The following is a 13,407-nucleotide window of genomic DNA, read 5'->3' as shown; positions in this document are numbered from 1 at the left end:
ACGGTAGAGTGACGGAATGACTGGCTCGCATCTTGCAACCTTGACGGAACGCGCCTTGGATATCTGGCACGCCCATGGGCGCGAGACCCCTCTGCCCGGTGTTTTCCTTGCCGTATCCGAGGAACCAACGGGCCCTTTGCACGGGGTTTATCAACCCTCGCTCTGCGTTGTCCTACAAGGGGCCAAGGTCAGCCGGGTCGGACATAGAACCTATCGCTACGATGCAGGAAAATGCCTGATTGCCTCATTGGATGTGCCGGTACGTGCAGAAATCATCACCGCCTCAAAAGCACATCCCTACGCCGCCTTGATCGTCAATATCGATCCAGTGGTCGTGGCCGAGTTGCTGCTTGATCATCCAACCACGGGAATGGACGCTGAAATCACACCTGAGGCGCTCGCTGTGCATCCTCTGTCCAGTGACCTGGTTGATCCGCTTGAACGGCTGTTGGGATTGGCAAAGCATCCCCGTGACATCCCCGTTCTCGCACCGATGATACAGCGCGAAATCATATGGCAGCTTCTGAATGGTCCGCAAGCTGGCATGCTGTGCCAGGTCGGCTTGGCCGACAGCCGCGTTGCGCGCATTGGCAAATCGATTGCCTGGGTGCGAGAAAACTTCGCCGAAGCGCTGAGCGTGCCCCGTTTGGCAACGCTCGCAGGGATGAGCCCGGCAACGTTTCACCGGCAATTCAAGGCCGCAACGGCGATGACGCCGGTTCAATTCCAGAAAAGCCTGCGCCTTCAGGAAGCCCGGCGGATGCTCTTGTCGGAAGGGGTCGATGTGGCCCAGGTCGGTTTCGCGATTGGCTATGAAAGCCCGTCGCAATTCAGCCGCGAATACCGCCGAATGTTTGGCGCTCCGCCGGGTCGCGACGGGGTTAAGCTACGCAGTGCAGTTACGGCAGAAAGCCACGGCTAGATATTCTTGAGTGCATAGAGGGTCATGCCTGGATGGAGTGTTGCATAGCACTTTTTACTGTGAGCTGCCGCAAACTAGACGTCCCGCCCGGGTTCGTTCCGGTTGCTGAAGTACAGGGCGATCTTGTTACCTTGAGGGTCGCGAAGGTAGGCCACGAAGAAATACGGTCCATATAAGTCACGAAACCCCGGTTGGCCCTCATCTGAACCGCCTGCCGCAAGCGCGGCGGCGTGAAGATCGCGAACCTGCTGTTGACTGCGCGCTTGGAATGCAACCATCGTCCCGTTCCCGGCCGAGGCCGGACGTCCATCAAAGGGGCGTTTGACATAGAACTCCGGCAGACTCGGCGCGTGACCTGGTTTTTCAGGCAGCGCGTAGCTCAAGTCGCCATGAATTACTTCCAACCTGTAGCCAAGCGCCGGTAGGAAGGCGGAGTAAAAGCGTTCCGCGAGATTGATATCGTCTACGCCAACTGTGATGTAGGCAATCATCTTATGGGGTCCTTTCCTGAATGTTGTTTGCTTCAAAGCGAGACCGATCAATTTTTTGGGCATAGGTTCACTGTAGCCCGCCTAGCGCAGCTAGAAACGTCTCATATGTTCAGCCTTCGCTTCGTCTATCGTCATGCCCTGTGTCCGGTTGCGGAGTTACAAGACACACAGTTCTTCAGTTCTTTTCTCTGGCGACAAGGCTTTACCGCGATGTGAGCCGTGCGGCAGTGGACGCGTCACCGCCTTCCGGCGATCTGCAGATGGCTCCAACACTTAGCACTAATGCTCCACAAGCAAGTGCAGCAGCCAAGCCGAACATGATGCTCCACGAGATACCTGCCACCATCCCGGCCAGAACCGCTCCAAACGCGCCGACACCATCTAGAAGGGCGAAAGCGAGGCCCAACGTGGTGCTTTCGCTGCGATCCGTATGATCGACGGCAGTTGCAAGCATCGCCGAGCGGATAGCATCCAGCGCCGCGACCCCAAGCGCCATCATGGCAATCATGAACCAGAATGGCGGCTCTAACATCAGCGTTGCGATTGCTAACCCGGCAAGCCCACTTCCGATTGCAAGAACCGGCCTGCGACCGAACGTGTCGGATATCCATCCAACCCATGGCTGAGCAAGCGTGCCTGTGATGAGTAGGGTTGCAAAAATGGTCCCGATGGTGGCAGGGGCGAGGTCGTGAACCGCCGCCAGATATAGCGGGATCATGCTGAGCAATGCGATCAGAGACATATTGTAGAGCGAAATCATTCCGGCGATCCGCAATCCCCTGCAGCCGCGCCATGCGCCCATCAACTCCCGGATTTCTTGCCGATCTACCGGCTTGTTTTCGGCAACAGGGACAAACCGGGCAACCCACAGGAAACACACTCCCATCAAGACCGAAGGAAGAACCGAAATGGCCAGCACGCTGCGCCAGTCAAGGAACGATAGAAGCAATCCAACCGACAATGGAGCCAAAACTTCAGCGAACGAGCCGGCTATCGCATGTATCCCCAAGGCCCGCGCTCGCCTGTTTTTGTTGTCACGGGTTAAGACACCCGTCGCAATCGGATGCCAGGCAGCGTTTCCCATTCCGGCAATCGTCAGCAGAATTGCGAGGCTCCAAAGCCCCGGGGCCAGCGCCGCAAGCGCGTAGCCGAGAGCAACCCAGAAGAACGTTCCTACCAGCAGGCGGCCCCGGTTCGACACATGATCCGCAAGGAGCCCCGCCGGAACATAGGCCAGCGCAGCTCCGCCGCTGGCCAGCGTGAAGAGCAAGCCAACTTCCGCAGGCGACAGGTTCATGGCAAGGCCGGCCGCAGGCACGATCAGCCACAGGGCGGCGATCGGCCAGTCATTCGCTAAATGGCCCGAGGCGAACCAGGTCATGAAAGCACGATTTTTCATATTGGTTGTGCCGTCCGATGCAGGAAGCCGGACCCGTTGTCCGATTGATTGGTGAAATCTACTCGACGATGATATGTCTGTCTGTCGAGATATAGGAAGCAATCATCGAGGATTCGTCATTGCAAGACACACGACCAGGCAACGTGGATCGCCCTCGATACTTCGGGGAGACGATCAAGCCGGAGCCCGGAGAAAGCTACGACTGGCACGCCCACGATTTTGGCCAGCTCATCTCAGCAGCGTCTGGCTCGATGTATGTCGGAACCCCCGACCGCGTCCTGCTTCTCAGTCCGGCAATGGCGATCTGGATTCCCCCGGATACCGAGCATTGGATGCGCTACGGGTCCAACAATGTCATGCTCTACGTGGACGTAAATCGCGACGAGGCGGATCGGCTTGGCGGTGACGTCCGGGTCGTCGCGATGACGCCGCTCCTTGGAGCATTGTTCATCGCTGCGATGCCAGAGGGCACACTTGCGCGCGGTGCAAAGCATAACGAAGCGCTGCACAACTTGCTTCGATATGAACTACTCTCGGCGCAAGATGTGCCACTGTCTCTGGTCCTGCCGAAAGATGCTCGCATTCGCGGGGTCGCTCAAGCCGCGCTGGATGATCCCGGCAGTGTGCGCTCGGTGGGGGCTTGGCTGTCAGATGTGCCTGCCAGCCGAAAAACGATTGAGCGCCTGTTCGTTGCTGATACAGGCATGCCGCCTTCCAGGTGGTTACGGCACGCGCGGATCTTGCACGCCGTCTCGCTCCTCGCATCCGGTCAGAGCGTGACATCGGTTGCGCTCGACATGGGATACGAGTCTTCAAGTGCGTTCAGCTATATGTTCCGGCAAACCCTCGGTGTCAGCCCCAGCGAATTTCTGGGGAACCGGTTGGTCGATCCACCGTGGTCTGCGATCAGGTTGGCCTCCCGGTAGACAGCGGTTGCGCGCCGGATTTGCACACATCTTTCACTAAGCCCAACATGCTCGCGAACGACACCTGTTGCTCACCGCTGTGTTTAGATGCTGGCGTGGCAGCCTGAACAGCCGCTATTCCCTGCAAATGGACATATCTCAGCTTCCCGAACCGATATCGTGCGGACAAATGCGCAGTTTTGCGCTAACGGCTAATTGTGAGCAGAGATGCTATCAATTTCTCACTACACGGCGCGCAACATCTCAATCGCTGCCCTCAAGACGGTGAAAGGCTGCGAGCGCACCATCTGATTTGTCGGTGTGGTGGTGAACGATCTTTCAACCTTCGTCTGTCCGGCGGTAGATGTTTGTTGCCTGGTGCGCGACCTCGACGTCTTCCCCGCCTGGCGAAAACTCACCAAGTTCCAGACCAATCTCGTAAGCGAGATCGCCGACGGTCACGATGTATTGCTCGATCAACTCGACATGACCGCCTGAAAATACCTCCGCCACATGTTTCCAGGCATCCCATAGCTGTTCTCAGCCAACCTCCCTGCCGCCGTTGGGCCTCATCGCCGTGACCTCTGGGCTGTGAAGCCAGACGTCGCGCATTGGTTCGGCGTTTTTGTAAAGTACGCTGTTTAACGCCCCATAAAACGACTGAGAAGCTGCACGAACTTCTTCTTCATCAGTTATGGTTTTTCCCGCTCATTCGTTTTTCGGGCGTTCTCGGTTCTGGGTGATTGAAAGATTGCTCTCCGAACCCCTGCTTTTCACGATCGACCTTTCCCGATGTAGCCAATCGTGCAGGCACCATGTGTTCAGACCGGAAGCGCGGTGGTCTTGAACACGGTGCGCAGAGCAAACGAGGATTGCATCTGCGCCACCCCCGGCAGCCGCGCCAGATACTGACGGTGGATACGCGCGAAATCTTCGGTGTTTTCGGCAACGACCTTGAGGATGTAATCCGCCGTACCTGCCATCAGGTGGCATTCCAGCACGTCCGGTATCCGCGACACGCCCTTCTCGAACGCGTCCAGAACCTCATCGGCTTGCCCTTGCAGCGTGATCTCGACAAACACGGTTGTTGGCACGCCCAGCTTGCGCGCATCCAGCAGCGCAACATAGTTGCGAATATAGCCCTCAGCTTCCAACCGCTGCACGCGCCGGTGACAGGCCGAGGGTGAGAGATTCACCCGGTCGGACAGGTCCGCATTGGACATACGCCCTTTCTTCTGCAACTCAGTGAGAATCCGTCGATCTGTTGTGTCCAGTGTCAATGGCGCAAGCCTTTTGCATGATTTTTGGATTTGTTCGAAGAATACACACATCACAAGCCAATTTGCGAGGAAGGTTTCACAGAAATCCTTTGTCAAATTGCACATATTTTAGGCAGTTTGAGAATTGGGAGAGAGACAATGAAAATCGGGTGCCCGAAAGAGATCAAGCCGCAGGAATTTCGCGTCGGCATGACCCCGAACGCCGCCTATGAGGCCGTGCAACATGGCCACGAGGTGATCATCGAGACCATGGCCGGGGCCGGTGCAGGGTTCGAGGATGCCGATTATGTCGCCGCAGGCGCGGTGATCGTGGATACGGCAGAGGAAGTCTTTGCCACCGCCGACATGATCGTGAAGGTCAAGGAGCCGCAGGCGGTCGAGCGCAAGATGCTGCGCGAGGGCCAACTTCTGTTCACCTATCTGCATCTGGCACCCGATCCCGATCAGACCCATGATCTTCTGGCCTCGGGCTGCACCGCCATTGCTTATGAGACCGTGACAGACAATTCGGGCGGCCTGCCCTTGTTGGCGCCCATGTCCGAGGTGGCCGGGCGGCTGGCGCCGCAGATGGGGGCCTGGACGCTGCAAAAGGCCAATGGCGGGCGCGGCGTGCTGATGGGCGGCGTGCCCGGTGTTGGCCCGGCGCGGGTGGTGGTGATCGGTGGTGGCGTTGTGGGCACCCACGCGGCCCGCGTGGCGGCGGGGATGGGCGCAGATGTGACTGTGCTGGATCGCTCTCTGAACCGGCTGAAATATCTCGACGACGTTTTTGGGCGGACCTTCAAGAACCAGTACTCCACCGCCGGATCGACCATCGAGCTGGTGCGGCAGGCGGATATGGTGATCGGCGCGGTTCTGATCCCCGGTGCGGCAGCGCCCAAGCTGATCTCGAAGGCGCAGCTCTCCGAGATGAAGCCCGGCGCAGCCATCGTGGATGTGGCCATTGACCAGGGCGGCTGTTTCGAGACCTCGCGCGCCACAACCCATGCCGATCCGATCTATGACGTGGACGGGATCATGCATTATTGCGTCGCCAATATGCCCGGCGCAGTGGCGCGGACTTCGACCATCGCTCTGGGCAACGCCACCATGCCGTTCATGTTGGCGCTGGCGGACAAGGGCTGGAAACAGGCCTGTCTGGATGACCCGCATCTGCTGAACGGGCTGAATGTACATGCCGGGCAGCTGACCTATTATGCGGTCGGCAGGGCGCTGGGGATTAACGTGGTATCGCCCACGGTCGCGGTGAAATCCTGACACCTTGAAAACAAGAAAACGCCGCGCAGCGCGCAGCGTTTTCCCAAGTGAGTGGTGGGTCGTGAGTTTCGCTTATCCGGCTTTCTGAATCTCAACCGCATGGGGATAGGGGATCGAGATGCCCTGCGCATCAAACGCCTCTTTCACCTTCTGGGTCAGCATGAATTTCAGATCCCAGTAATCGGCGGCGTTGCACCAGAGCCGCGCCGTCAGATCGACAGAGCTGTCGCCCAGATTGGTAACCCGCACCCAGGGTTCGGGATCGGACAGAACCCGGCCATCTGCCTGCGCGGTGTCCAGAATGATCTTCATCGCCGCATCGGCATTGTCGCCATAATCGATGCCAAAGACCAGATCGACCCGACGCGTGTCATGGGCCGAATAGTTGACGATGATCGACCCCCAGGCTTGCCCGTTGGGCACGATGATCTGCACATTATCGGGCGTTACCAACTCGGTGGTGAACAGATTGACTTCTTTCACCGTACCTGCGGTGCCGCCGATATCGACATATTGACCCAGCTTGTAGGGCCGGAAAATCACGATCATCACGCCTGCTGCGAGATCACTCAGCGTGCCCTGCAGAGCGAGGCCGATAGCCAGCGAGGCGGCACCAAGAACCGCAACGATACTGGTGGCCTGGATCCCGAAGATACCAAGCACGGCCACGATGACCATCGCCAGGATCGCCCATTTCACCATGCTGGCAAAGAAATTTCCCAGCGTTGGGTCAATATGAGGCGTCGAATTCACCTTGCGGCGCACCATGCCGCCAATGGCGCCAGCGACGATCCAGCCGACGATGAGGACAGCAAGTGCCTTGGTCGCGTTGAGTATCAACGGCCAGACAAATTCCGTCTGAGTGAGCAGTTCTTCCACGTGCAACTCCAATATTATCCCGTGATTCCCGCGCTTCGGGAGCGAGGTCGAAGCCGATCATCAGGCAAAAACACGAACGGGTCTAGGTAACGATTGCCCGCCCATTCCCCCTAAATCGGGCGGCATCGGGTTTCCGTGGGGCCTACCCGAATCCGTTTGCCATCTTCATGGCTATTGCTTCTGGACGGGTGGGTATGAGTTTGTCTTATGAAGGTTTTCTGCGATCTTCTAGGACCATGTCGCAGCATTTTTCCCCGATCATGATCGTCGGCGCGTTGGTGTTGCCACTGACAATGTCAGGCATGACCGAGGCGTCGGCAACGCGTAGACCACGGATGCCGTGCACACGCAGTCGCGGATCGACTACGGCACGATCATCAGTGCCCATTTTGCAGGTCGAGGTTGGATGATAGATTGTCTGCGCCATATCACGTGCGGCTTCGAGATGGTCTTCATCCGTCTCGACCTTGCCCGAGGGTACATGTTCGCGCACGATGTAGGGAGCCAGCGCATTGGTTTTGGTCATGGCGCGGGCGAATTTCACCGCGCGGATCGCGCATAGCTGATCACCGGTGGTCGACAGGTAGTTTGGAACGATCTTGGGATAGACCTGCGCATCGGGCGAGGTGACGTGGATGTGACCCCGGCTTTCTGGTCGCAGCTGGCAAACGGAAGAGGTGAAGCCCGAGAAAGGGTGCATCTCGATGCCCGGCTTGTCGGCGGAAAGGGGTTGGAAATGGAACTGGATATCGGGGGTCTCAAGCCCCTGCATCGACTTGGCAAAGATCGCCACCTGGCTGGCGCCAAGGCTCATCGGCCCGGTGCGGCGCAAACCGTATTCGATGCCAATGGCCGCGCGATGGAGGACGTTGTTGATCGCATCATTCAGTGTCGGAACGTTGACTTCATAAACAAGGCGGATCTGCAAATGATCCTGCAGGTGTTCACCGACTCCGGGCAACGCATGGCGGGCCTCGATGCCCGCTGCACTGAGCACCTGGGGGTTGCCGATGCCGGACACTTCCAGCAATTGCGGTGAACCGATGGCTCCGGCGGACAGGATCACTTCACCACCCGGTTTCAGCATGGCGCGATTGGATGACCCCTCGCGGGAATAGGAAACGCCCGTCACCTGTTTCGGCGCGTCTGGGGCAAAAACAAGGCCGGTTGTATGGGCGTGAGTGACGACGTCAAGGTTCTGACGGGTTTTCTTGATCGGGGTCAGGAAGGCCTTGGCCGATGAACACCGAAACCCCTTGCGCGCGGTTTGGTGAAAGTAACCGGCGCCTTCCTGATCAGGGCCATTATAGTCGTCGGTCCGAGGCACGCCCATTTCCACGGCCGCGCCTATGAAGGCCTCGGATATTTTGGATTTCGCGCGGATCAGCGAGACCGCCAGTTCCCCGTCCTTACCATGAAGTTCGGGATCGCCGTCTTCATGGTTTTCTGAACGTTTGAACAATGGCAGGACATCGTCCCAGGACCAGCCTGTGTTGCCCAACTGAGCCCAGCGATCATAATCCTCTTTCTGACCTCGGACATAGAGCAGACCATTGATCGAGGAAGATCCGCCAAGCGTCTTGCCGCGCGGCCAGTCCAGCGCGCGCCCGTTGAGACCCGGATCGGGCTCGGTTTTGTAGCACCAGTCGGTGTTCGGGTTGTGCAATGTCTTGAAATAGCCAACCGGAATGTGAATCCAAGGGTTTGTGTCCTTGCCTCCGGCTTCAAGCAGCAGCACCCGGATATTGGGGTCTGCGGACAATCGGTTGGCGATGACGCAGCCAGCTGAGCCTGCGCCTATGATTATGTAATCGTAGGACATTTCTATACCAGATCGGGTTTCGCAGGAGCCACATAGGGCAGGCGCGCGCGTGCTTTCGTATCTGCGGCACCAGCGTTTCGGATGTACCGGTCCCCATCATCATGGCGGACGGTATAGACATAGGTCGGATCGCCGCCCGTCACCTTGTGGATAGCCAGGCGACGGACCTGGCTGGCCCGGATCGCATTGCGCAGATCGTCCGGGTCCCAGCCGTCGAACAGAATGGCCTCCAACTCGTCCCGGATATCCGCGCAGTCGGGATCGGCGGCGCGGTTGTTCACCTCGTTGGGATCCTTGTCGATGTTGTACAGCAGCGTATCGACCCCTTCGAGCCACATCAGCTTCCACGGACCTTTCTTGACCATTCGGCTGGGACCTGTAGAGCCGTCGGCGGCAAATTCGGAAATCACCACATCCGACAGGCCGGTTGTATCCCCGCTGAGGGCGGGAACCAGCGATTGCCCGTCAATGGGCGCGGCATAGTCTTCGAACGAACCGCCAGCTGCCAGATCCACAAGCGTTGGGAGGAGATCGACAAGTGAAACGTTTTCTTTCACCCGCGCCGGCGCATAGCGTTCCGGCGCGTAAACGATGAAGGGCACGCTGGCGGCCCATTCGAAGAAGTGTTGTTTGAACCACATGCCACGCTCGCCCATCATCTCGCCGTGGTCGGCGGTAAGGATGACGATGGTATTGTCGATCTGACCGGTTCTTTCCAGAACATCGACAAGATGCCCGACTTTCTCGTCGATATACGAGATCATGCCATAATACCCGTGGCGTGCTTTTCGGCGGTCTTCGGGGGTGACGGTAAATTCGTGGCGGGACTGGCAATAATGCAGATTGCGGCTGAGATGGTCCATCTCGTCCAGATCCAACGGATCGACGGCAGGGTATTCGATCTCATCATGGTCGTAGATATCCCAATATTCCTGACCGATCACAAAGGGCGAATGCGGTGAGGTGAAGGAGACCGTCAGCATGAAAGGGCGGTCATCGCCCTTGCGGGCCAGATCATACAGCGCCTGAATGCCGTGGTATTCGACCTCGTCATCATAATCCATTTGCATGGTGCGGATGGCCGGGCCGCTTTCCAGGATCGGCGCCATGGTCAGGTTGGTGGGTTTGTATTCCCGCCCTTTGGACCAATCCACGGTCCAGGCAAAGTTCGCCGGATAAATCTCGGTTGTATGGCGCTTGTCATATCCGTGCAGCTGATCGGGGCCGACAAAGTGCATCTTGCCAGACATCTCAACCCGGTAGTCCATGCTGCGCAGGTAGTGGGCGAAGGTGGGGATGTCGGCGTGAAACTCGCTGGCATTGTCGTACATTTCGATCGAGAAGGGCAGTTTGCCCGCGTGCATCGACGCGCGGGACGGACCGCACATGGGCAGGTTGCAATAGCAGTTCTCAAACACCACGCCGTTTTGCGCAAGGCGGTCCATATTCGGCGCTTTGACAGTTCTGTTCCCGTATGACGCTAGAGCATTTGCAGCCAGTTGATCGGCTTGAATGAGCAAAATGTTGGGACGGGGCATTCGGCAACCTATGATTTTGTGTTGATTGAAAGTGGCCGGGCGGCTTTGGATACAAAGACATGAGCCGCCCGGCCAGAAAGGTGTCGGGACTTATTCGATCACCATATTCAGCTTTTCAGCAACGGTGCTGAAGGTGTTGACCTGCCCTTCGACAAACGCCTTGGTGTCGTCCGGGGACAGGACCGCAGGAACAGAGCCCAGCTTTTGGGTGGCTTCAAGCCAGCTTTCGTCTGCTGCGATGGCACCCAGAACCTCAACCCATTTGGCAACGACATCTTCGGGCAGGTCCTTGGGACCCCAGACACCGGTCCAGCCGATCACGTTTTCCAGATTCGGGTGGCCCATTTCCTGCGCGGTTGGCGTGTCCGGAATGGTTGCAAAGCGTTCGGGCGTAGTGGTCAGAAGGGGGCGAATCTGACCGCTTTCGATCGCACCGGACAAGCCCGACAAGTTGTGGAAAATCAGGTCCGCATGGCCGCCAACAACCGCAGCCGTGGCCTTGCCGCCGCCTTTGAAAGGAACATGGATCAGCGCTTCGGAATCGACCCCGATGTCATCCAGCATGATCAACATCGCCATGTGCAGCAATGTCCCAACACCGGCCGAGGCATAGGACAGCCGTTCTCCGTTCGTGATGGCCTCCTTCAACTCATCAAAGTTCTGGTAGGGTGAATCTGCGCTGACACCTAGAACAAACGGGTTTTTCTCGATCAGGCCCAGAAAGGTGAAATCGTCCCACTTGTAAGGAATGGTGCGGTTGATCGCGGGAACAGTCGCCTGCGATCCCACGCGTGCCATCAGCAGGGTGTGTCCATCATTGCGCGATTTTGCGACCTGGGTCGAGCCAACGACGCCGCCCGCCCCGGTCTTGTTCACAACCAGAATATTTTCGCCCAGATATTCAGGGGCTTCTGTGCTCAGCGTGCGGGCAGCGAGATCAGCTGCGCCGCCCGGACCATATGGCACCACCAGTGTTACGGGCTTGCTGGGATAGTCCGCAGCCATGGCCACGCCGCCGATCGAGGCCAGGGTGGCCAGGCTCACCGTGGCGCCGATTCTCTTTAGAAAACTCATAGTGTATCCTCCCTTGGTTCGCTTGATTGTCATCGAAGATATATATTTGCTTGCAGAAAGTAAATAAAAAATGTAACTTCAGATTAGGGAGTGGGAAATGCGAGGAAAATCAATGTCTGCAAGGACCCACAGTGAGACTGGCAGGGCCAACAGACGTCTGGTGTTGGGGGAAATTGTTCGGAATCGATCGATTTCCCGCACGGCGATTGCCGCCAATATTGGCCTCAATGCGGCGACGATCTCGCGCATTACGCGTGACCTGCTTGATGCAGATCTGATTGTGGAAAAAGAGCTGTCCGATCCCGATGGCCGCCGCGGTCGGCGGTTTGTTCAGCTGTCGCCGCAAGGGCAAGGAGGTTACATTATCGGGATTGGCATTAACGCGTTCCGCCAGTCGGTGACGCTTGCTGATCTGGAAAACAACAAAGTCGCATCCTGGGAAGGTACCGGCCTGCCAATGGATGACGGTGCATCCTTTCTCGAACTCTGCGCGCGGAAGTCGGCCGAGCTGGTGGATGAACATGTCGAGGATACCGACCGGTTCTTTGGCACCGGCATCGCGATTGCGGGACATATCGATAAAGCGTCAAAACGACTGATTTCCGCCCCGCTCCTGGGGTGGAACGAAGAGATCGACGTTGGCGCGATTTTCAGGGCAGCACTCAATGGGCCCATAACGCTTGAGACGCCTTCCTCTGCCATCAACCTTGCGGAAACGACCTTCGGTATCGCCCGTGACTATGAAAACGTGGTGACGCTGCATTGCAGTCTGGTGACCGGCTTTGCAATGACACTGGGTGGCAGCGCCGCTGAGGGACAGCTGACCACCAGCAGTGTGCTGAGCGACGCGCCTTACACATCGTCATCTGACGCAACCGGACCTGTTGAGCACTTCCCCACACTCGAAGACGCGCAAAGCGGCCGGGCTTTTGTCCGGGAGATAATCGGGGAAAAAACTGGGTCGCTGACCACCGATGCGGAATGGGGTCGTGCCATGGTCGATCTGGTCGGCAAGGCCAACGCCGGCGACGCGACGATTGTGAAGGCGCTTGAGCGGCTTGGTGCGGGGATGGCCCGAACCTTTGCCTTGCTTTTCACGGTGCTGAAGCCCGATCTCGTCATCTTGGCGGGTCCTCTGTCTGAATCACCAGCCTTTGTCGGTGCGTTGAAATCGCAGATCGCATTTCAAACGCCAAAGCGGCTTGGGGACATTGAGGTGCAGGCGACCGAAATGACCCATATCGGCGCCGCAAGGTGGCTGTCCATCCGAGAAAACCTGATCTTCAAGGACATAAATCTGAGCCAGTTGCTGGCGAAGGGAGGAACATGACCAACAAAAAGACCAAGGACTTAATCACGGCCATCCTGTTCATAGTGTTGGGATTGGCTGCCATCTTCTCCCTTATCCCGTCAGGTGTGATTGTTCCGGGCTCAGTGCAGATCTCTGCGTTGTCGCCGGATTTCTGGCCCTACACCATTGCTTGGGGTGTCGTTATTTCTTCATGCTTTCTGTTGCTTGAAACATTCACGCTCAAGGTGCCCGAGGGTGATGAAGACGCGTCCGAAGATGCCGAATACAAGCTGGCAACCCTTCCGGCCACCTTACGGATCGTGATCCTGATCTTCGCGTTGTTTCTGTTCTATTTCGCCCTGACAACGGTTGGGATCGTTGCCGGGTCAATCGTGCTGATGCCAGCCATGATGCTCTATTTCGGCGAGCGGAAATGGAAGTACATCATTCCGCTGAGCATCCTGATCCCGATCGGGCTGTATCTGTTCTTTTTGCATGTCGCCGGCATTCCAATGCCTCTTGGCATCTTTGAAACGCTGCTGTGAGGAG

13 protein-coding genes are annotated in these 13,407 nt (G+C 57.6%); 6 read left to right on the top strand and 7 right to left on the bottom strand.

Annotated features, from left to right (window positions below):
• Nucleotides 1–16 precede the first annotated feature (16 nt).
• Nucleotides 17–922: an AraC family transcriptional regulator gene (locus tag AB1E34_RS02290; protein ID WP_372570715.1), complete on the top strand. Its 906-nt coding sequence runs from the start codon at nt 17–19 to the stop codon at nt 920–922.
• A 74-nt stretch (nt 923–996) separates the two neighbouring features.
• Here the strand turns inward: AB1E34_RS02290 and AB1E34_RS02285 are convergent, their stop codons facing one another.
• Entirely contained in the window at nt 997–1,413 is a 417-nt protein-coding gene (locus AB1E34_RS02285; RefSeq protein WP_372570714.1) for a VOC family protein, read from the bottom strand.
• A gap of 202 nt (nt 1,414–1,615) precedes the next feature.
• Entirely contained in the window at nt 1,616–2,812 is a 1,197-nt protein-coding gene (locus tag AB1E34_RS02280; protein ID WP_372570713.1) for an MFS transporter, read from the bottom strand.
• Between the two features lie 143 nt (nt 2,813–2,955).
• Here AB1E34_RS02280 and AB1E34_RS02275 point away from each other — a divergent pair, with 143 nt between their 5' ends.
• Both AB1E34_RS02275 and AB1E34_RS02270 read left to right on the top strand, forming a co-directional pair.
• Nucleotides 2,956–3,738 carry a helix-turn-helix domain-containing protein gene (locus AB1E34_RS02275; RefSeq protein ID WP_372570712.1) on the top strand — a complete coding sequence of 261 codons (783 nt, stop codon included), beginning with the start codon at nt 2,956–2,958 and terminating at the stop codon, nt 3,736–3,738.
• 306 nt (nt 3,739–4,044) lie between these two features.
• On the top strand, nt 4,045–4,215 hold the full coding sequence (locus AB1E34_RS02270; protein ID WP_372570711.1) for a hypothetical protein: 171 nt from the start codon (nt 4,045–4,047) through the stop codon (nt 4,213–4,215).
• Between the two features lie 323 nt (nt 4,216–4,538).
• On the opposite strand, the gene AB1E34_RS02265 is transcribed toward AB1E34_RS02270, so the two are convergent.
• A complete protein-coding gene (locus AB1E34_RS02265) occupies nt 4,539–4,997 on the bottom strand; it encodes an Lrp/AsnC family transcriptional regulator (RefSeq protein ID WP_372570710.1) in 459 nt (152 codons plus the stop codon).
• Nucleotides 4,998–5,135: 138 nt separating this feature from the next.
• On the opposite strand from AB1E34_RS02265, the gene ald reads away from it, so the two are divergent.
• Nucleotides 5,136–6,254, top strand: a complete 1,119-nt coding sequence (gene ald / locus AB1E34_RS02260; protein ID WP_372570709.1) for an alanine dehydrogenase — start codon at nt 5,136–5,138, stop codon at nt 6,252–6,254.
• 72 nt (nt 6,255–6,326) lie between these two features.
• Here the strand turns inward: ald and AB1E34_RS02255 are convergent, their stop codons facing one another.
• The 4 genes from AB1E34_RS02255 to AB1E34_RS02240 form a co-directional block, all read right to left on the bottom strand.
• On the bottom strand, nt 6,327–7,133 hold the full coding sequence (locus AB1E34_RS02255; RefSeq protein ID WP_372570708.1) for a mechanosensitive ion channel family protein: 807 nt from the start codon (nt 7,131–7,133) through the stop codon (nt 6,327–6,329).
• Nucleotides 7,134–7,338: 205 nt separating this feature from the next.
• Nucleotides 7,339–8,955, bottom strand: coding sequence for a GMC family oxidoreductase (locus AB1E34_RS02250; protein ID WP_372570707.1), 1,617 nt, complete (start codon nt 8,953–8,955; stop codon nt 7,339–7,341).
• A 2-nt stretch (nt 8,956–8,957) separates the two neighbouring features.
• Nucleotides 8,958–10,493: a choline-sulfatase gene (gene betC, locus AB1E34_RS02245; protein WP_372570706.1), complete on the bottom strand. Its 1,536-nt coding sequence runs from the start codon at nt 10,491–10,493 to the stop codon at nt 8,958–8,960.
• 90 nt (nt 10,494–10,583) lie between these two features.
• A complete protein-coding gene (locus tag AB1E34_RS02240) occupies nt 10,584–11,567 on the bottom strand; it encodes a Bug family tripartite tricarboxylate transporter substrate binding protein (protein WP_372570705.1) in 984 nt (327 codons plus the stop codon).
• A gap of 97 nt (nt 11,568–11,664) precedes the next feature.
• Between AB1E34_RS02240 and AB1E34_RS02235 the strand changes: the two genes are divergently transcribed.
• Nucleotides 11,665–12,897, top strand: a complete 1,233-nt coding sequence (locus AB1E34_RS02235; protein WP_372570704.1) for an ROK family transcriptional regulator — start codon at nt 11,665–11,667, stop codon at nt 12,895–12,897.
• Nucleotides 12,894–13,403 carry a tripartite tricarboxylate transporter TctB family protein gene (locus tag AB1E34_RS02230; RefSeq protein ID WP_372570703.1) on the top strand — a complete coding sequence of 170 codons (510 nt, stop codon included), beginning with the start codon at nt 12,894–12,896 and terminating at the stop codon, nt 13,401–13,403. The genes AB1E34_RS02235 and AB1E34_RS02230 overlap by 4 nt, the downstream gene beginning before the upstream one ends.
• Nucleotides 13,404–13,407 lie beyond the last annotated feature (4 nt).

This window comes from Ruegeria jejuensis (assembly GCF_041537905.1).
In the GTDB taxonomy this organism is placed as follows: domain Bacteria; phylum Pseudomonadota; class Alphaproteobacteria; order Rhodobacterales; family Rhodobacteraceae; genus Ruegeria_C.
This window is presented reverse-complemented; position numbering and strand designations above follow the sequence as displayed.